The organism is Kitasatospora sp. NPDC001539, assembly GCF_040298565.1.
GTDB lineage: Bacteria > Actinomycetota > Actinomycetes > Streptomycetales > Streptomycetaceae > Kitasatospora.
On sequence record NZ_JBEPAK010000033.1, the window covers coordinates 1 to 17,913 of the forward strand.

Sequence of the window (17,913 nt, forward strand, 5' to 3'; positions counted from 1 at the left end):
CAGTGTTGTCATCTCCCGAACCCCGCCATCGCGGCGGGGGCCCGGCAAAACAACAGCCGGGCGCGGGTGCGGACGGGCGGGTCACGCGCGCGCCCCCCCCCCGGGGCGGTCCGTGCCCCGGGGCGGCTCGGCGGTCGGTCAGAACCGGCTCGCCACGTTCACCCCGCTGAAGCCCTGCTGGGCGTAGAGGCTGAAGTAGACGTACCCGGCCGGCGGGTTGGTGACGGTCAGCGTCTCGGAGTTGCCCGGGCCCGCCGAGCGCGTCGCGTAGGCGTTGGTGTACGCCCAGCCGCGCGGGTTGTAGTAGAGGTCGGCGTTGCCCGTCCCACCGCTGACGGTGATCTTCACCTGCTGGGTGCCGGCCGGCACCAGGAGGTAGAAGTGGGCGTAGTTGCCGGTGGTCGCCGCGACGTTGCTGCGGCCGCAGTTCGCACCCAGCTCACGGGTGTCGGCGGAGGTGCACTCGGGCACCTGCGGGAGCGGCGGGGTGGCGGCGCAGGCGCCGTTCGCGCAGGTGGTGAGCCAGCGGTCGAAGTCCGCGTCGTAGCGGGTGCCGATGGTGGTCTTGAGCAGGGCGCGGGCGGCGTTCCAGTCCCCCACCCGGTAGTCGGCGAGCATGGCGTCCACGTCGGAGCGGTGCTGCTCCAGCATGTAGCGGACGGCGAGGTAGCCCCAGCGGTAGACCCGCTCCTGGTCGCCGTAGACGGTGTCGAAGAGGTCGCTCAGCTTGTAGGTGTGCAGGCCGGCCGCCGCGATGGCGCCGTCGTTGACGACCTTGCGGTACGAGTAGGAGACGTACTCGGCGAAGCCCTCGACCCACCAGACGGTCGGCGTCGTCATGGCGGCGTCGAAGTCGCCGTACATGTCGAAGCGGCCGTCGAGGTAGTGGGTGTACTCGTGGTTGAGGTTCCAGATCTGGAAGTCCGGGCGGACCCACTCGGCCTCGTAGCAGAGGAAGCGCGGCTGGTTGCCGGCGGCGGCCGGGTCGCCCTCGAGGTACATGCCGCCGTTGTCGGTGTCGATGCCGTAGATGGCGGCGGCGAGAACCTGGTAGTCGAAGGAGGAGTGGAAGACCACGACCTCGATGGTGCCGTTGTGGTCGTCCTTCACCGGGCCGTTGTCCCGGACCACCGCGTGGACGTACGCGTCCTGGCCGGTGAGGCTGGCGCAGGTGGTGGCGAGCTGGGCGCCGTCCAGCGCCTGGGCGATCAGCTTGATGCTCGGGCTGCAGGTGTAGTTCACCTTCAGCGTCCCGGACTTGAGCTGGTCGGCGCCGTTGCAGGTGCCGTAGTAGGAGCAGTTGGCGGCGTCGTAGTAGCCGACGGCCTCGGCCACCGCGGCCCACTGGTAGACCGTTCGGCCGCTCGGCGCGGCGGCGGCGGCCAGCGCCTTGGCCAGCGGGCGGACCTTGGCCTGGAGGCCGGGGTACTGCAGGAAGCGGGCCAGTTCCCTGGTCGCGTTGTACTCCAGCACGCCGTAGTCGCCGCCGAGTTGGTCCTCGTTGCGGGTCACGAAGGAGGACAGCGCGTCCAGCACGCTCGGGTCGGCCTCGACGGCCGGCTCGAAGCCGCTCAGCTGGTGGCCGCGGAACAGCACGGTGAACACCTGGTTCGCGGCGGTGGCCATGCCGGTCGGGTTCCAGGTGGCGCTGACGTAGTCGCCGAGCAGCCGCTTGACCACCCACAGGTAGCGGGCGTTCTCCTGGGCGCTGTCGATCAGCGTGACGGCCTCACCGAGGACCGCCGCGTTGGCCGCGCTGACGTCGCGCGAGTGGGCGCCGGCGAAGAACGCGTCCAGCGCGGCGCGGATCGCGGTCTGCAGGGCGGTCCCGTAGGTCCCGACGTCGGCCGGGTGGTACCACTGCACGTAGTAGCCGGCGCGCAGGTAGAGCACCAACTGCCCGGCGGCGGTGCTGTCGTCGCCCGGGTAGGTGGCGGAGACGTCCCGCAGCGCGTTCGCCACGGTGGTCATCTGCGCCTCGCGGAACGCTCCGGCCGCGTCGGTGCCGGTGAGCTGGAACAGCTGGTTGATGCAGCCGGTGTCGACGGAGGTGATCTGCTGGACCAGGGCGCTGCCGGTGCGGCTGGTGAAGTCACCGACCGTGCAGGCCGCCCTGGCGGACGGGTGGGGTGCCGTCACGGCCGGGCGGGCTTCGGCCGGGCGGGTGTCCACCGGGAGCGGTGAACGCTGGTCGAGGGAGGTGAACTTCCGTTCCTGGTCAGCGCGTTCGGGTGCCCCGGTGGCCGGCTGGGGGGCCGGGCCGGAGGGCGTGGGGGCGGCACCCGGGTGGGCGGGGGCCGGGGACGCGTGGGCGGCGCCCGGGGCGAACATTCCGAACGCCAGGACGAGCGTCAGGGCCAGCGTCAACAATCGTGCCAGCTGCGGGAGTCGCAGCAGACGTGCGGGACTCACGTGGAGGCCTCCGGGCCGTCGTCGGCCGCAGCTCGGGGCGCGGCCGGTGGGGGGCGAGGACCGTTGGCGACGGCGACCGTGGGGGCGGTGCCGTCGTGGACACGGTGGGGAGTGTGACATGTACCATGGCACACATCACATGCCCCTGGGAAGCCTCCGGGCGCGGCTCGATCCGGGGAGCGCGAGGAGGCCGTGGTGACGGTTGGTCACCACGGCCTCCCGGCAGGCGAAGCGCTACTTGCGGAGCAGCAGGATCACCCCGGCGGTGGCCAGGCCGACCAGCACGGCGGCCACGCCGTACGCCAGGCGGTGCGCCTTGAGCACCGGCAGGAAGCGGTCCACGGCGTAGCGGCCCGGACCGGTCAGCGCGAGGGCCGCGGCACCCGCGGTCAGCAGCAGCTCGTACTCGTCGCCCTTCGGCGCGAAGAAGCCGCCGCCCCAGGTGACGGCGATCGCGTTGACCATGGTGCCGACGACGGCCGCGCCCGCCAGCGGGGTCAACAGGCCGACGGCGAGGCCGAGTCCGCCCAGGACCTCGGTGAGGCCGGCGACCACGGCCATGGCGTTGCCCGCCGGGTAGCCGCTCATGGTGAAGAACTGACCGGTGCCGTCGATGCCGCCCCCGCCGAACCAGCCGAAGAGCTTCTGGCTCCCGTGCGCGGCCATGGTGAGGCCGAGGACCAGGCGCAGGAGCAGGAGTCCCGCGTCGTACGCGTGCGGGGAGGCGGCCGCGGGGCCGGCCCCCTCCCGGGTGGAACGGGCGGTGGGGGTGGTGGCGGCGGTCGTGCTCGGGCTGCTGCTCGGCATGGTCGTCTCCATCGATCGGAAGTCGGTCGTCAGGGGCCTGGGAGGCGGCCGGGCGGGGGCACGGGCCTCCCGCCGTCGGTTTGTTCAAATTTGAACCGGCCGCTCCCCGACCGTACCGTGAAGTTCGAATTTGAACAACCGCGCCGTCCCCGCGCGAGGTGCGGCCCCCACCGGGCCCGGGGCAGGGTGGAGGCATGGCTCCACGCAGGCAGCACCGCCGTGCCGCGCAGTCCGGCACGCCCTACCCCGAGGCACTGGCCGCCTTCGGCGAGCGGGTCCGACTGGTCGGCCCCGACCGGTGGGCCTCCCCCACGCCCTGCTCCGACTGGTCGGTGCGCGACCTGGTCAACCACCTCACCGCCGAGCAGCTCTGGGTGCCCGAGCTGCTGACGGGCGCCACCATCGCCGAGGTCGGCGACCGCTTCGACGGCGACGTCCTCGGCGCGGACCCGGTCGCCGCCTGGTCGGCCGCCGCCGGGGCCGCTCGGCAGGCCTGGGAGGTCCCCGGCGCTGCCGGGCTCACCGTCCACCTGTCCTTCGGGGACGTCTCCGGGCAGTACTACCTCGACCAGCTCACCACCGACCTGGTGGTGCACGCCTGGGACCTCACCGAAGGCATCGGCGCCCGCACCCGGCTCCCGCCGGACCTGGTCGACTTCGCGCTCGAAAAGATCAGCGGCTACGGGGACCTCTCCGGCAGCGGAGTGTTCGACCCGCCGCTGCCCGCCCCCGAGGGAGCCGGCCCGCAGACCCGGCTGCTGGCGCTCACCGGACGGCGGGACACCGGCTGAGCCGGGTTCTCCCGGGCGCGCCGGATACTGGAGAGTACGGGGGGCCGTGTTGATCCCGTACGAGAGGCGGGCGCCATGAGCCGCAGGCCGGACATCCTCGGCGAGTTCACCGCCGACCACCGGGCGGCCACCGAGCTGCTCGACCGGGTCGAGGCCGCCCCGGCCGGCTCCGCCGAACGCGGCGAGCTGCTGGCGCAGCTGACCGACCTGCTGTTCACCCACTGCGCCGCCGAGGAGGAGCACCTCTTCCCGGTCGTCCAGCACGACGTGCCGGACGGCGGCGCGCTGGTGTTCAGCAGCATCCACGAGCACCTCGCCCTCGGGCAGTACCTCGCCGACCTCCAGGGCCTCGGCCCGGCCGACCCGGCCTTCGACACCCTGCTGCGCGGCCTGGCGGACACCCTGCGGCGGCACCTGGCCGGCGAGGAGGAGCGGCTCTTCCCGGCCGCCCGCAAGGCCCTGCCCGCGGCGGCGCGGGCGGCGCTGGGCGAGCGGCTGCGGGCCGAACGGGCGGAGGCGGGGTGACCGGGCCCCACCACGCGGCGGCGGTCGCGCCCCGGACCGCGACGGGAACTGGGCCGCCCGGCCCCGGCCATGCCTCCCCCCGGGTGGTACGCCCGTCGGCCTAGGCTGTGGACGTCCCGGGCGGCCGGTGGGCCGTGGGAGTCGGGAGGGGCCCGGCCGCCGGGTGGGCGAGGAGGTTCGCGATGAACAGCGGTGAGACGACCGCCAAGGTGCGTTGTGTGGCGGCCGTTCCGTGCTGGGTGAGCCTGATGGCCCGGGACCTGGAGGACGCCAAGGAGTTCTACGGTCCCCTGCTCGGCTGGGAGTTCGAGCCCGGAGGGGAGCGGTTCGGCCCGTACGTCCACGCGGTGGCCGGCGGCGAGGCGGTGGCCGGCCTCGGCGTCGCCGGGCTCGGCGCCGTGCCCCTCGCCTGGACCAGCTACTTCGGGACGGAGAGCGCCGACGCGGCCGCCGACGCGGTGCGCGAACGCGGCGCGACCCTGGCCGTCGGGCCGCTGGCCTTCGACGCCGGGCGGGTGGCCTTCGCGGCCGACCCGGCCGGGGCGGTGTTCGGCATCTGGGAGGGCCCGCTGGGCCGCGCCCGCAGGCTGGAGCTGCCGGGCGCGCCGGTCTGGATCGAACTGCGCACCCCGGACCCGTTCGCGGCGGCGCTGTTCTACGGCGAGGTGTTCCGCTGGGACGGCCGCGACCCGGAGCACTTCGAGGTGCGGTGGGAGCACGACCGGGTGGTGCTGCGCGCCGAGGGGCACAGCGTCGCGGCACTGGCCAAGGAACAGGCGGGCGGCCCGGCGGGCATGCCGCCGCACTGGGAGGTCTCCTTCGCCGTCCCGGACACCGACCGGGCACTGGCCCGGGCCGTGGAACTGGGCGGCTCGGCGGTCGGGCCCGCCTTCGACTCGCCGTACGGCCGGGTGGCCCGGCTGCAGGACCGCGAGGGCGCCCGCTTCGCGGTGATCGGCCCGAAGGAAGGCTGAGCGGCGGAGGCGGCTGAGCGGCGGCCCGTGGAACGCGCCCAGGGCGTCGGCCGAGGGCCGGCGCCCTGGAGGCTGAGCGGCAGGGGCGCGGGCCCGGGCAGGTCAGCGCACCCAGGCCTTGAGCGGCTCGGTGTCCAGGGAGATGCCGACCGGGTCGGGCAGGTGGACGGTCCTGCCGAAGGGGAGCGTCTGGACGGTTTCGTAGCGGACTCCGTCGGGCCGGCTGTGCACGACCACCTCGGCCGAGTCCCGGTCGATCAGCAGGTAGACGGGAATGCCCGTCTCGGCGTAGGCGCGGGGCTTCTCCACGCGGTCGCGGCGGTCGGTGTCGGAGTCGAACGACGTGACCTCCGCGACCATGAGCACCGGTTCGCTCGACGCCCAGTCACCCTGCCCCACGAAGGCGTCCGCGTCGGCCAGGGTGCCGTCCGGGCGAGCGAACCCGCCTCGGTAACCCTGCACCTTCAACCCCTGGTCGTGGAGGTAGAGCTCGGGCCGAGCCTGGATGCAGATCCTCAGGAGCCACTGGATGATGCGGCCGTGGTCGCCGTCCGGCACGGGCTTGACCCCCAGCTTCCCGTTGATGAACTCCGCGCGGATGCCCTCGGCAGTGGCGGCCAGATGACGAGCGAGTTCCTCGAACTCCTCGGGCAGCATCTGCGGGCGGTCGGAGATCGCGGTCACGGGCCTTCCCCCTTCGCCTGAGCACCCTCCGGAGCAACGAGCACGCCGGCGAGTGGTTACGTGTGTTCCCTGGCTCTGACGATAGTCGACCGCCTCCAGCCCCACCCGATGTGACGCAGGTCACACTCGACGGGGAAATAGCGGGGACAGATTCCCCGTTTCCGAGTACGTTGGCCTAAGCGGGGAGGATTTCCCCGGTATCCTGGAGGAGCAGTCGTCATGACCACCGTCGCCGCCGAGTCGGCCCGAACCGGGGGAAGCGTGCGTGCGCCGAAGTTGCGCGCGGACGCCAGCCGGAACCGGGAGCGGATCGTGCTGGCGGCCCGGGACGCCTTCGTCGAGCACGGCGCCGATGTGCCGCTGGACGAGATCGCGAAGCGGGCGGGGGTCGGCAATGCCACGCTGTACCGGAACTTCCCGGACCGCGTGGCGCTGATCCGCGAGGTGGCGCTGCTCGTCAAGAACCGCATCCTGGCCCTCGCCGAAACGGCGACGGCCGAGGCGGACGCGGGCGTGGGCGGCGGCCCGTTCGACGCTCTGCAACGGTTCGTGCACGCGACCGTGGCGGAGAAGGTCGGCGGCCTCTGCGCCGTCTTCACCAGCACCATCGACCCCTACGACCCTGAACTGACCGAGATCCGGGAACGCCTGCGGACCGCCGTGAGCGGTCTGATGGAACGCGCCCGGGCCGCGGGCGAACTGCGGTCCGACGTGGACCACGGGGACCTGTTCATCGCGATGAGCCAGCTGACCCGGCCGCTGCCGGGCGCCTCGTGCGGGCTGCTCGACGAATTCGTCCACCGGCACCTCCAGCTCTTCCTGGACGGTCTGCGGGCACCGGTCCGTTCCGTCCTGCCCGGCCGCCCCGCGACCTTCGAGGACTTCCGACCCCGGGCCTGACCCTCCACCTGGACCGACCCCACTGATCCGACCCACCGGCACCCTGCCGCCGCGGCGCTGACCGGCGCCGCCCGCGGGCGCACCGGCGCGCCCGCAGCCGTACCCGATCCCGTACGGCGACGAGCCGTTCCCGTACGGCCCGTCGACCGTTCCCGCACGCCACGCACCGTGAAGTGAGTACCCCCATGTCTCAAACCGACGCCCGCCCGGCGACGTTGCCCGATCCCAGGCGCTGGAAGGCGCTGATCTTCATCGGCCTCGCCCAGCTGATGGTCGTCCTCGACGCCACCATCGTGAACATCGCCCTGCCCTCCGCCCAGAAGGACCTGGGCATCACCGACGCCAACCGCCAGTGGGTGATCACCGCCTACGCGCTGGCCTTCGGCGGCCTGCTGCTGTTCGGCGGCCGGATCGCGGACCTCTGGGGCCGCAAGCGGACCTTCGTGGTCGGTCTGACGGGCTTCGCCCTCGCCTCCGCGCTCGGCGGCGCCGCGGCCAACACCGCGATGCTGCTCGGCGCCCGCGCCCTCCAGGGCGTGTTCGGCGCGCTGCTGGCGCCCGCCGCGCTCTCGCTGCTCGCGGTGACCTTCACCGAGGCCAAGGAGCGCGCCAAGGCGTTCGGCATCTACGGTGCGATCGCCGGTGGCGGTGGCGCCATCGGCCTGATCCTCGGCGGCCTGCTGACCGAGTACATGAACTGGCGCTGGACCTTCTTCGTCAACATCCCGTTCGCCATCGTGGCCGCCGCCGGCGCCGTCATGGTGATCCGCGAGCCCGCCGAGGGCCGCAACCGCAACCGGCTGGACATCCCCGGCGTGCTGCTGGTGACCACCGGCCTGGTCTCGCTGGTCTACGGCTTCACCCGCGCCGAGTCGCACGGCTGGACGGCCGGCAGCACCCTGGGCCTGTTCGCCGCGGCCGCCGTGCTGCTGTTCGCCTTCGTCCTGGTGGAGCGCAGGGTCAAGGCCCCGCTGCTGCCGCTGCGCGTGGTGCTCGACCGCAACCGCGGCGGGGTGTACATGTCGCTGGGCATGGCCGTGATCGGCATGTTCGGGCTGTTCCTCTTCCTGACCTACTACCTGCAGATCGTGCTGGGCTACAGCCCGGTGCTCACCGGCGTGGCCTTCCTGCCCATGGTGGCGGGCATGATCACCGGCTCGACCCAGATCGGCGCCCGGCTGATGACCCGCGTCCCGGCGCGCTACCTGATGGCCCCCGGCTTCCTGACCGCCTCCATCGGGATGTTCCTGCTGACCCACATCGGCCTGGACACCTCCTACCCGGCGCTGATCCTGCCCGGCCTGGTCCTGATGGGCCTGGGCATGGGCACCGCCTTCATGCCGGCCATGAGCCTCGCCACGCACGGCGTCCAGCCGCGCGACGCGGGCGTGGCCTCCGCCATGGTCAACACCTCGCAGCAGGTCGGCGGCGCCATCGGCACGGCGCTGCTGAACACCATCGCGGCCAGCGCCACCACCAGCTGGCTGGCCTCGCACGCCACCGCCGCCGCGGCCGGTTCGCCCGCGACCGCCAAGGCCCTGCAGTTCCAGGCCATGGTGCACGGCTTCTCGACCGCGATCTGGGTGTCCTTCGGGATCCTGGTGGCGGCCGGCGCGGTCGCCTTCACCTTCATCAACGCCGGCCGGCCGAGTGCGGCGGGTACCGGCTCGGGTGCGGGCGCGGCGAAGAACGACGAGGTGCCGGTGCTGGTGCACTGACCCCTCGGGGTACCGCCCGTCCCGGGCGACTCGGGTGCGTACGCGGCCCGTCCGGTGTCTTCCAGGCACCGGGCGGGCCGTTCGCGTCTCCGGAGCCCACCCGGGTAGAAGTGGGGACTGCTCCCCGATTATCGTGGCCCCAGCGCGAATCGGGGACCTATCCCCGCTTCCTGGAGCGAGGGGCGTGCACATGACCCGGAATCAGAACGCTGGGCGGGGACGGCGGGCCGCCGACTGGGCGGACGGCCGGCTGGGGATCCACACCCTGGCCAGGGCCAATCTGCGAAAGGTCTTTCCGGACCACTGGTCCTTCATGCTGGGCGAGATCTGCCTCTACACCTTCCTGATCATCATCCTGACCGGCGTCTGGCTGACCCTGTTCTTCAAGCCGTCGATGGGCGAGGTGGTCTACAGCGGCTCGTACGTCCCCCTCAAGGGCATCGCGATGTCGGAGGCCTACGCCTCCACGGTGGACATCAGCTTCGAGGTGCGCGGCGGACTGCTGATCCGTCAGATCCACCACTGGGCGGCGATCGTCTTCGTCGCGGCCATGTTCGTGCACATGATGCGGGTCTTCTTCACCGGCGCGTTCCGCAAGCCGCGTGAGATCAACTGGGTGTTCGGCTTCCTGCTGCTGTTCCTCGGCATGCTGGACGGCTTCTTCGGCTACTCGCTCCCGGACGACCTGCTCTCCGGCACCGGCATCCGGTTCATCGAGGGCGTGGTGCTGGCCGTGCCACTGGTCGGCACCTACCTCCAGATGTTCCTGTTCGGCGGGGAGTTCCCCGGGCACGACATCGTGCCGCGGTTCTTCACCGTCCACGTGCTGCTGATCCCGGGCATCATGCTCGGCCTGCTGGTGGCGCACCTGATCCTGGTCTTCCACCACAAGCACACCCAGTGGGCGGGCCCGGGCAGGACCGAGAAGAACGTCGTCGGCATGCCGCTGATGCCGGTCTACCTGGCCAAGGCCGGCGGCTTCTTCTTCCTGGTGTTCGGGGCCGTCGCACTGATGGCAGCCGTCGCCACCGTCAACCCGATCTGGGCCTACGGCCCGTACCGGCCCGACCAGGTGTCCACCGACGCCCAGCCCGACTGGTACATGGGCTTCGCCGAGGGCCTGATCCGGGTGATGCCCGGCTGGGAGATCGGGCTCCGGGGGCACACCCTCAACCTCGGAGTGCTGATCCCGTTCGCGATGTTCCCCCTCGTCCTCGGCGCGATCGCTGCCTACCCGTTCGTGGAGGCCTGGGTGACCGACGGCGACCGGGAGCACCACCTGCTCGACCGGCCGCGCAACGCGCCCGTGCGCACCGCCCTCGGTGCGGCCTGGATCAGCGTCTACCTGGTGATGCTCGCGGGCGGGGGCAACGACCTGATCGCCACCCACCTGCACCTGTCGCTCAACACGATCACCTACGCCGTGCGGGTCGGCTTCTTCGTCGTGCCGGTCGCCGTGTTCGCGGTCACCAAGCGGTGGTGCCTCGGGCTGCAGCGGCGGGACCGGGACAAGGTGCTGCACGGCCGGGAGACCGGCATCGTCAGGCGGCTGCCGCACGGCGAGTTCACCGAGGTGCACGCCGGGCTCGCGCCCGCCGAACTGCACCGGCTCACAGCGCACGAGCAGCCCCGCCCCCTCGAACCGCGGCCCGCGCGGGACGAGAATGGAGTGGCCGGTCGGGTGGGTGCCCTCACCCGCACCCGGGCGAGGCTGTCCCGCGGGTTCCACGGCGAGCACGCGCGGATCCCCAAGCCCACCGCCGAGGAGTACCGCGCGATCGCCGAGGACCACGGGCACTGACCGCCCCCGCCGAGGGAGGACACCGTGCACGACCGAACCGACCAGCTCGCCGACAGCAAGTACCTCCTGCTGACCACCTTCGGAGCGGACGGGAGCCGGATCGACTCACAGCTGTGGGTGGTCTCCGACGGCACCGCGCTCGGCGTCTGGACCCCCACCCACTCCGGCGAGGCCGAGCGGATCCGGCGCCACCCCCGGGTGCTGATCGGCCCGTGCGACGCCCACGGGCGCCCGACCGGCCGCCGGCTCCCGGCCCGCGCCCGGCTCTGCGACCCCGAGGCGACGGCGCGCTACCGGACCTCGCTGATCAACAAGTACGGCCTGACGGCGCTGATCGCGTTGGCCCGCAGCCGGTTCCGGGTCGGACTGGAGGGGACGGTCGGGATCCGGATCACGCTGAACGAGCTCGAGCAGCGGCTGGTCGGGCCGGAGTGGCGGCCGCCGGCGACGTACTGCGTCAACTGAGGGCACAGCGCGACGCGGCGGCGGAGCGGCCGGCGTCTCCCGAGGGTCCTCGCGGGCCCCGGCGGGCCCCGGCGTCCGCCGGGCCCGGCGGGCGAGGGACCGGCGCCCGCCGGGGTCAGGGGCCGTCGTCCGGGGCCTTGGCCAGATCCTCCGGTTCGCAGGCCTCCCGACCGGTCCCCGCGTGCACCACCTTCACCGCCCGCTCCGGGCCGCCCGGGACGACCCGCTGCTCGTGCCCGCAGCGGGGGCAGATCAGCGGGATGCGCGGGCGCTGGGACCTGCGGTCGGCCTGGTCGCCGTCCGGGCGCGGGGTGGTCACGTCAGCGAGTGGGTCGGGACCGGGCTGACCTCCTGGATCTCGCCGTGGGCCTTGGTGAGCAGTTGCGAGGCGAGGTCGTTGAGCGCACGGGCGCCCGCGATCTCCTCGCCGACCCGCAGTTGTTCCGGGTCGGAGGGGTGGCGGCTGCTGTAGCCGTGGGCCCGCAGTTCCGTCCCGTCGGCGAGCCGGAGCAGGGCCGCGGCGGTCGTGCGCGCGCCCTCCTCCCGGAACTCCATGTCGATGTGCCAACCGACCAGAGTCTGCATGGCGGATCACCTCCATCGGTACTCCTCCAGAGTGCGCCGCACGCCACGGGTTCACCAGGGCAGCCGGAGCCGGGCCGAACTTGAACGCGTTCAACTCAGCGGCGTAGAGTCGGCCGCGGGGCTCATTTGAACGCGTTCAAGAGGGGGCGCCCGCCATGGGCAAGGGCACGACCGAACTGGTGGACCTCCTGGTCCTGCTCGGCATGGGAGCCGTCCTGCCGCTCGGCCTCGCGCTGATCGACGAACCCGGGCTCGCCCGGGTGCGCCGGCTCTGGCCGCTCGCCGCCGTCCCCGGGGCGCTCTGCCTCTGGCTGCCGCGCGGAGCCGCGACCGGCCCGGCCGTCCTGTACGCGCTCGGCACCCTGGCCGTGGCCCTGCACGCGCCGTTGCGGCTGGCCCGCACCCGCTCGCTCGCCCCCGCCGAGATCGCGGTGCTCACCGCGCTCGCCGCACCCGCCGTGGCGGGCGTCGCCCTGGTCGCCGAACGCTCCGGCTACCCGCTGTTCGGATTCGAGCCGCACATCCTCGCGCTGACCGTCCCGCACTTCCACTACGCCGGATTCACCGCCGCACTGGTCGCCGGGCTGGTGTGCCGGGCCGATCCCGCCTCCCGGGCGGCCCGCTGCGCGGCGCTCAGCGTACCGGCGGGCACGCTGCTGGTCCTGGCCGGGTACTTCCTCGGCAACTGGTGGCAGTTCGCCGGAGCGGTCGTGCTGACCACCGGGATGTGGCTGGTCGGCCTGGTCAGCTGGCGCGAGCTCCGCCCCCGCAGCGGCAACGCGGCCACCGCCCGGCTGCTGGCCGCCTCCTCGGCCGTGCTGGCGCTCACCATGCTGCTCGCCCTGTGGTGGGCCCTGGGCCGCGCCGCGGGACTCCCCCACCCCACCCTGGCCTGGATGGCCGCCACCCACGGCCTCGGCAACGCGCTCGGCTTCGCCCTCTGCGCGCTCCTCGCCTGGCGCCGGATCACCGCCCTCCCGGAGGACCACCGATGAACCACCACGGCGACGACTACAGCTACCCCGAGCAGGGCGCCAGCCGCACCGGCGAACTTCCCCCCGGCTACCGCCACTTGCGGCACCGGGCCCGGATCGGCCACGGGCGCGCGGCGCTGGAGGTCGCCGGGGCGGCGCTGCTCGGCTGGCGGATGCACCGGCTGGCGGGCGTGCGGATCGAGGCGGAGGCCGAGGAGGCGGCCGCGGGCGTCGCCGTGCGCTGCGCGATCGGCGTCGGCCCGCTGCGGGCGGGCGCGCCGAACCGGGTCCTGGCCGCCGTCACCGGACCGGACCGGTACGGGTTCACGTACGGGACGAGGCACGGGCACCTGGGCCGGGGCGAGGAGACCTTCCTGGTCGAGCTCGCGCCGGACGGCTCGGTCTGGTTCAGCGTCACCGCGTTCAGCCGCCCGGTCGCCTGGTGGGCCCGGCTGGCCGGACCGCTGTTCCCGCTCCTCCAGCACGCCTTCGCCCGGCGCTGCGGGCGGGTGCTGGCCGCGATCGCGGCGGACGCGGCGTGACGGGGCCGAGCCCTGCCCGGCGGATGGGCCCGCGGGGCGGAGGGGCCGGGGGTGACGGTGTCGGCCGGCCACGCAGCGGACCGGGCGCTGTCAGGCCGGCTGTGGCCGGGCCTGGTGCTGGTGAGGCCCGGTGCGGTCGGGCCCGGTGCGGTCGGGCCCGGTGCGGTCAGGCTCCGTGCTGGGAGGCCTGGTGCTGGGAGGCCTGGTGCGCGGGGACGGTGACCAGGAGGGCGCCGGAGTTCTGGACCCGGACCTCGAAGTGGTCGATGTCGCCCGGCTGGAGGGCCGCACCGCCGGTGGTGCGCACCGCGGCCGGGCCGTCCGGGCCGCCGTAGCCGCCCGCCGGAACGCTCCAGGTGGTCACCGTCTGCTGCTCGCCGGCGTGCGAGACGGCGACCAGGTTGCAGGTCAACGGGCCTCGGACGCCGGACAGTTGCAGACTGATCTGGCTGCCCCAGGTCCTGCCGTCCAGGCCGACGGTGGCCTTGGCCCCGGTGCTCGGGTCGGTGGCGCTGAACTGCTCGGCGACGGCGACCACCGCGGGCGCGGTGTCGGCGGTGATGACCGCCGCGGTCACGGCCGGGCCGGCCGCGACCATCGCCGTCGCGGCCAGGGCGAGCACCAGCCGACGCACCCGGCCCCGCCGCCGGGCGGCCGTGACCTCGGCGACCAGGCGGTCCAGGAGTTGCCCGTCCGGGCGCGGGGCGGGCTCGGCCGGGTCCAGGCCGGCCGCCCTGACCGACTCGGCGTACTCGGCCAACACCGGTTCGAGGAAATTGAGTTCAGCCACCTGAGCGGCACACTGCGGGCAGTCGGCCAGGTGCCGTTCGAAGGCGGCGCGCTCGGCGGGCTCCAGCAGGCCGAGGACGTACACGCCGACGTCGGCGTGCTCGGCGTCCTCGGGCAGGCCGGGGTCGGTGTCGGGGGGCTTGGTCACGATGTCACTCCCCGTTCCTCCAGCGCGAGCCTGAGCGAGCGCAGTGCGTAGAACACCCGCGACCGTACGGTGCCGGCCGGGATGCCGAGTTCGGCGGCCGCCTCGTTGGCGGTGCGGCCCTTGAGGTAGGTCTCGACGATGACCTCGCGGTGCGAGGGCGAGAGGTCCGCGAGCGCGTCGGCGACGGTCATCATCCGCAGCGTCCGCTCGATCTCGTCCTCGGCGGGCAGCTGCTCCAGCACCGCCGCGTCCACCTCCCGCGGCCGGGCGCGGGCGCTGCGGTGGTCGTCGATCACGATCCGGCGGGCGACGGTGACCAGCCAGGGCCGCAGCGAGCCGGCCTGCGGATCGAGCCGGTGGAGGTTGCGCCAGGCGCGGACCAGCGTCTCCTGGACGACGTCCTCGGCGCGTTGGCGGTCCCCCGCGACCAGGTGGAGGACGAAGCCGAAGAGCGGTCCGGCATGCTCGCGGTACAGGGCCCGCATCAGCTCCTCGTCCGCGGCCCCCGTGCCGTGGGCGGCGGGGCCGCCGGCAGGGCGCTCCTCGGTCACCACTTCATCGTTGCGCACCCGGGCCTCCCGGTCGAGGGCGGTGGTCGGCTTCGGCCGGCGGCCGCCGGTCAGTAACCCGGTGCGGTGGGCGCCGGGGTGGGCGTGGCCGGCGTCGGGGAGCCGGGCGTCCCGCTGCCGCCGGCCATCGCCTTGCCGCCCGTGGGGGTCACCGCGAACCAGGTGCCGCCCACGCCCTGGCCCTTGGTGTCGCCGGGCTTGGTGTCGGGCGAGTAGCGGTAGACCGGCCAGCCGTTGAGGGTGAGCTGCTTGCTGCCGTCGGACCGGGTGACGGTGCCGACCAGCTTGCTGTCGATGCCCTTGACGGTGATGTTGCCGTCGGCGTGCTCGGGCGGCCAGACGGTGGCGCAGGCACCGTTGCAGTAGGACTCGGACGGACTGCTCTCGTCCTGGTCGAAGCGGTAGAGCGTGAAGCCCGCGCTGTCGGTGACGATCGTGCCGAGCTTGGGGTCGTCGGCGGTCTTCAGGGTCGCCGCGGCCGGTGCGCCCGTGGCGGCGGACGTGCTCGGCGCGCTCGACGTGCCCGATCCGGACGATCCGGACGATCCGCAGCCCGCGACCAGCGCGGCCACGGCGGCGCCGGAGGCGGCCAGCACGGCGGCCCGGCGGGTGCGGGGTGTGCTGAGCATGGGATGCCTCCCGGGTCCGTGAACGGACTGGACACCCTTCTGTACGGTCGGTGGTGGGGCCGTGCTCAACGCCCGTCGCTCCGGCACCGCCGGAACGCCCGGAACGCTCGGAATACCCCGTCCGCGATCACCGTTGTGGGCGGCAGATGGTCCGTACCACCGGTTCTGGAAGGGAAGGATTCGCGAGATGAGCAACACGGTCGAGCTGACCAAGGAGAACTTCGACGACATCGTCCCCGGCCCGGAGGGCAAGGACTTCGTCTTCATCGACTTCTGGGCCTCGTGGTGCGGGCCCTGCCGCCAGTTCGCCCCGGTGTACGAGAAGGCCGCCGAGCGTCACTCGGACCTGGTCTTCGCCAAGGTGGACACCGAGGCGCAGCAGGAGCTGGCCGCCGCGTTCGGCATCCAGTCGATCCCGACGCTGGCGATCATCCGCGAGGGCGTGCTCGTCTTCTCGCAGCCCGGTGCCCTGCCCGAGGCGGTGTTCGAGGACCTGATCGGCCAGGCCCGCAACCTGGACATGGCCGAGGTGAAGCGCAAGGTGGCGGAGGAGCAGGCGGCCGACGGCCAGGCCTGACTCGGGATGCCCGCCGCCCGCGAGGCCCGGGGAGCGCGGCGGTTGCCGCCGGTCTCCGGGCCTCGTCATGCCGGCGGCCGGCCCTCCGCGTCTTCCGCGCTCTCCGTGTCTTCCGCGCTCCCTGCGGCCTTCCCGCTCGCTGCGGCCGCTCCGCCCTCCGTGGCCTCTGCAGCCTCGGTGGCCCCGGTACCCTCCGCGCCCCAGGCGGCGAGTCGGGCCGCGAGCGCCCGGACCTCGGCCCGCAGCTCGGCGGGCTCGCGGACGGTGAACGGCCAGCCGGTGCCGGCCAGCATGATCGCGGCGCCCTCCAGGCTCTGCGCCCTGGCCCGCAGCAGCACCCGGTCCTCGGCGAGCTCGGTGAGCGTGCCGACGGCGGGCGGCAGCCGGCGGCGGGCCTCGGCGAGCGTGGTGGCCAGTTCCACCTCCACCCGGTGCCGCCAGGGCACCCCGGCCAGGGACTCCACCACCAGCTGCACCGGGTCGACTCCCTCGGGCGGCTCGAAGCCGGTGCCGCCCGCCTCGACCCGCTCGATCCGGTCCAGCCGGAAGGTCCGCGGCTCGCCGCTGCGGTGGTCGAGCCCGGTGGTGTACCAGCGGCCGGAGTGGAAGACCAGGCCGTACGGGTCGAACTCGCGCTCGCTGGGCCTGTCCTCGCGGTCCCGGTAGGCCAGCCGCACCCGGCGCCGGCGGCGGACCGACTCGGCCAGCGTGAACAGCGCGGCGGCGGCCGGGCTGGGGCCCGCTGTCGGCGCGGTGGTCAGGCCGAGGGTCTGCTCGACGGCCGTGATCCGCTCGCGCAGCGGCGGGGGCAGCACCCGCTGGATCTTGGCGAGCGCCGTGTCGGCGGCCCGCTCGCCCACCGACAGGCCGGACCTGCGGCCGGACAGCAGGCCGAGGACCACCGAGGCGGCCTCGTCGGGGCTGAGCATCAGGGGCGGCAGCCGGTAGCCGGGGAGCAGCCGGTAGCCGCCGTAGCGGCCGCGCTCGGACCGCACCGGGATGCCGAGTTCGGCCAGGCGCGCGACGTAGCGGCGGACGGTGCGCTCGTCCACGTCGAGCCGGGCGGCCAGCTCGGCGCCGGTCAGTCCGGGGCGGTCCTGGAGCAGCTCCAGCAGGGCGAGCACGCGGCTGACCGGGTGTTCCACCGGGAGCACTCCTTCCGCTCGGAAAATCCGGACCGGATCTGTCCGGCATCGATCCTAGAGTCGGCGGTGACGGCGGTCCCACCGACGAGAAGGAGCGATCCACCATGAGCACGTTCGTACTGGTTCCCGGGTTCTGGCTCGGTGCCTGGGCCTGGGACGAGGTGGCCGCGCCGTTGCGCGCGGCCGGTCACGAGGTCTTTCCGGTGACCCTGCCGGGGCTGGCCGAACGGGCCGGGGACAAGGGCGAGATCGGGCTGGAGGAGCACATCGCCGAGCTGGCCGGGCTGCTGGTGCGCGAGGACCTGTGGGAGGTCGTGCTGGTCGCCCACAGCGGCGCCTGCGCCCCGGTCGGCGGAGTCGCGGACCGGATGCCGGAGCGGATCCGCCGGGTGGTCTACCTGGACAGCGGGCCCATGGCCGACGGCACCTCCGTCCAGGACCTGTGGCAGCCCGACTTCCGGGAGGCGGCCGACGCCTCGGTGGTCGACGGCCGCCTCCCGATGCCGTCCTGGGAGTTCATGGCCGCCCACGGCTCCAGCCTGGACGGCCTGGACGAGGCCGCCCTGGCGCGCATCCGCGCCCGGCTGACCCCGCACCCGGTCGGGGCGTTCCGGGACGCACTGCGGCTGGGCGGCGCCGGGGCGGCGCTGCCGCAGGCGCTGGTGTCCTGCTCCCTCCCGCTCGACCAGGTGAAGGAACTGGTCGCGGCCGGCCACCCGTGGTTCGCCGGCATGGCCGGACCGAACTGGGAACTGCGCGAACTGCCCACCGGCCACTGGCCGATGTTCTCCCGCCCGGCCGACACGGCGGCGCTGCTCGCGGAGCTCGCGGCAATCTGAACCCGTCCGCGTGTTCGGCCGCGCGAACACGCTGCCACG

General features: G+C 73.7%; 20 protein-coding genes. 11 read left to right on the forward strand and 9 right to left on the reverse strand.

The annotated features are described in order from the left end of the window. Window positions 1-138: 138 nt before the first annotated feature. The gene (locus ABT247_RS08450) at window positions 139-2,331 is read right to left on the reverse strand and encodes a M9 family metallopeptidase (RefSeq protein ID WP_350740080.1); all 2,193 of its coding nucleotides are present in this window, start codon (window positions 2,329-2,331) and stop codon (window positions 139-141) included. A 315-nt stretch (window positions 2,332-2,646) separates the two neighbouring features. Then, window positions 2,647-3,219, reverse strand: a complete 573-nt coding sequence (locus ABT247_RS08455) for a DoxX family membrane protein (RefSeq protein ID WP_350739968.1) — start codon at window positions 3,217-3,219, stop codon at window positions 2,647-2,649. 194 nt (window positions 3,220-3,413) lie between these two features. On the opposite strand from ABT247_RS08455, the gene ABT247_RS08460 reads away from it, so the two are divergent. From ABT247_RS08460 to ABT247_RS08470, 3 genes are all read left to right on the forward strand, one after another. Continuing rightward, window positions 3,414-4,010 (forward strand): TIGR03086 family metal-binding protein, encoded by a 597-nt coding sequence (locus ABT247_RS08460; RefSeq protein ID WP_350739970.1) that lies wholly within the window; start codon window positions 3,414-3,416, stop codon window positions 4,008-4,010. A gap of 75 nt (window positions 4,011-4,085) precedes the next feature. Beyond that, on the forward strand, window positions 4,086-4,535 hold the full coding sequence (locus tag ABT247_RS08465; RefSeq protein ID WP_350739973.1) for a hemerythrin domain-containing protein: 450 nt from the start codon (window positions 4,086-4,088) through the stop codon (window positions 4,533-4,535). A gap of 182 nt (window positions 4,536-4,717) precedes the next feature. Next, window positions 4,718-5,509 (forward strand): VOC family protein, encoded by a 792-nt coding sequence (locus ABT247_RS08470; RefSeq protein WP_350739975.1) that lies wholly within the window; start codon window positions 4,718-4,720, stop codon window positions 5,507-5,509. A 102-nt stretch (window positions 5,510-5,611) separates the two neighbouring features. Here ABT247_RS08470 and ABT247_RS08475 read toward each other — a convergent pair whose 3' ends face one another. Continuing rightward, window positions 5,612-6,193 carry a Uma2 family endonuclease gene (locus ABT247_RS08475; RefSeq protein ID WP_350739978.1) on the reverse strand — a complete coding sequence of 194 codons (582 nt, stop codon included), beginning with the start codon at window positions 6,191-6,193 and terminating at the stop codon, window positions 5,612-5,614. Window positions 6,194-6,412: 219 nt separating this feature from the next. Between ABT247_RS08475 and ABT247_RS08480 the strand changes: the two genes are divergently transcribed. The 4 genes from ABT247_RS08480 (at window position 6,413) to ABT247_RS08495 (ending at window position 11,077) form a co-directional block, all read left to right on the forward strand. Further along, window positions 6,413-7,093 (forward strand): TetR/AcrR family transcriptional regulator, encoded by a 681-nt coding sequence (locus ABT247_RS08480; RefSeq protein ID WP_350739981.1) that lies wholly within the window; start codon window positions 6,413-6,415, stop codon window positions 7,091-7,093. A gap of 185 nt (window positions 7,094-7,278) precedes the next feature. Beyond that, window positions 7,279-8,811, forward strand: a complete 1,533-nt coding sequence (locus ABT247_RS08485; RefSeq protein ID WP_350739984.1) for an MFS transporter — start codon at window positions 7,279-7,281, stop codon at window positions 8,809-8,811. Between the two features lie 190 nt (window positions 8,812-9,001). Beyond that, a complete protein-coding gene (gene qcrB / locus ABT247_RS08490; protein WP_350739987.1) occupies window positions 9,002-10,612 on the forward strand; it encodes a cytochrome bc1 complex cytochrome b subunit in 1,611 nt (536 codons plus the stop codon). 24 nt (window positions 10,613-10,636) lie between these two features. Continuing rightward, complete coding sequence (locus ABT247_RS08495; RefSeq protein WP_350739990.1) at window positions 10,637-11,077, forward strand: PPOX class F420-dependent oxidoreductase; 441 nt, start codon at window positions 10,637-10,639, stop codon at window positions 11,075-11,077. Between the two features lie 115 nt (window positions 11,078-11,192). On the opposite strand, the gene ABT247_RS08500 is transcribed toward ABT247_RS08495, so the two are convergent. Both ABT247_RS08500 and ABT247_RS08505 read right to left on the reverse strand, forming a co-directional pair. After that, window positions 11,193-11,396, reverse strand: coding sequence for a hypothetical protein (locus ABT247_RS08500; protein WP_350739992.1), 204 nt, complete (start codon window positions 11,394-11,396; stop codon window positions 11,193-11,195). Continuing rightward, the gene (locus ABT247_RS08505) at window positions 11,393-11,662 is read right to left on the reverse strand and encodes a DUF1876 domain-containing protein (protein WP_350739995.1); all 270 of its coding nucleotides are present in this window, start codon (window positions 11,660-11,662) and stop codon (window positions 11,393-11,395) included. The genes ABT247_RS08500 and ABT247_RS08505 overlap by 4 nt, the downstream gene beginning before the upstream one ends. Before the next feature lie 155 nt (window positions 11,663-11,817). Here ABT247_RS08505 and ABT247_RS08510 point away from each other — a divergent pair, with 155 nt between their 5' ends. Then, on the forward strand, window positions 11,818-12,657 hold the full coding sequence (locus ABT247_RS08510) for a YndJ family protein (RefSeq protein ID WP_350739997.1): 840 nt from the start codon (window positions 11,818-11,820) through the stop codon (window positions 12,655-12,657). Beyond that, on the forward strand, window positions 12,654-13,178 hold the full coding sequence (locus tag ABT247_RS08515; protein WP_350740000.1) for a DUF1990 domain-containing protein: 525 nt from the start codon (window positions 12,654-12,656) through the stop codon (window positions 13,176-13,178). Before ABT247_RS08510 ends, ABT247_RS08515 begins: the two co-directional genes overlap by 4 nt. A 166-nt stretch (window positions 13,179-13,344) precedes the next feature. Here the strand turns inward: ABT247_RS08515 and ABT247_RS08520 are convergent, their stop codons facing one another. From ABT247_RS08520 to ABT247_RS08530, 3 genes are read right to left on the reverse strand one after another with little or no spacing between them, the layout of a single operon-like run. Next, window positions 13,345-14,115 carry a zf-HC2 domain-containing protein gene (locus ABT247_RS08520; protein WP_350740003.1) on the reverse strand — a complete coding sequence of 257 codons (771 nt, stop codon included), beginning with the start codon at window positions 14,113-14,115 and terminating at the stop codon, window positions 13,345-13,347. Continuing rightward, window positions 14,112-14,684, reverse strand: a complete 573-nt coding sequence (locus ABT247_RS08525; RefSeq protein WP_392904813.1) for a sigma-70 family RNA polymerase sigma factor — start codon at window positions 14,682-14,684, stop codon at window positions 14,112-14,114. Before ABT247_RS08525 ends, ABT247_RS08520 begins: the two co-directional genes overlap by 4 nt. A gap of 50 nt (window positions 14,685-14,734) precedes the next feature. Continuing rightward, the gene (locus tag ABT247_RS08530) at window positions 14,735-15,313 is read right to left on the reverse strand and encodes a hypothetical protein (RefSeq protein ID WP_350740006.1); all 579 of its coding nucleotides are present in this window, start codon (window positions 15,311-15,313) and stop codon (window positions 14,735-14,737) included. A 187-nt stretch (window positions 15,314-15,500) separates the two neighbouring features. Here ABT247_RS08530 and ABT247_RS08535 point away from each other — a divergent pair, with 187 nt between their 5' ends. After that, entirely contained in the window at window positions 15,501-15,890 is a 390-nt protein-coding gene (locus ABT247_RS08535; RefSeq protein WP_350740009.1) for a thioredoxin family protein, read from the forward strand. A 65-nt stretch (window positions 15,891-15,955) separates the two neighbouring features. Here the strand turns inward: ABT247_RS08535 and ABT247_RS08540 are convergent, their stop codons facing one another. Beyond that, window positions 15,956-17,035 (reverse strand): helix-turn-helix transcriptional regulator, encoded by a 1,080-nt coding sequence (locus ABT247_RS08540; RefSeq protein ID WP_350740012.1) that lies wholly within the window; start codon window positions 17,033-17,035, stop codon window positions 15,956-15,958. 104 nt (window positions 17,036-17,139) lie between these two features. Here ABT247_RS08540 and ABT247_RS08545 point away from each other — a divergent pair, with 104 nt between their 5' ends. Beyond that, window positions 17,140-17,874: an alpha/beta fold hydrolase gene (locus ABT247_RS08545; protein WP_350740015.1), complete on the forward strand. Its 735-nt coding sequence runs from the start codon at window positions 17,140-17,142 to the stop codon at window positions 17,872-17,874. The last annotated feature ends 39 nt before the right edge of the window (window positions 17,875-17,913 follow it).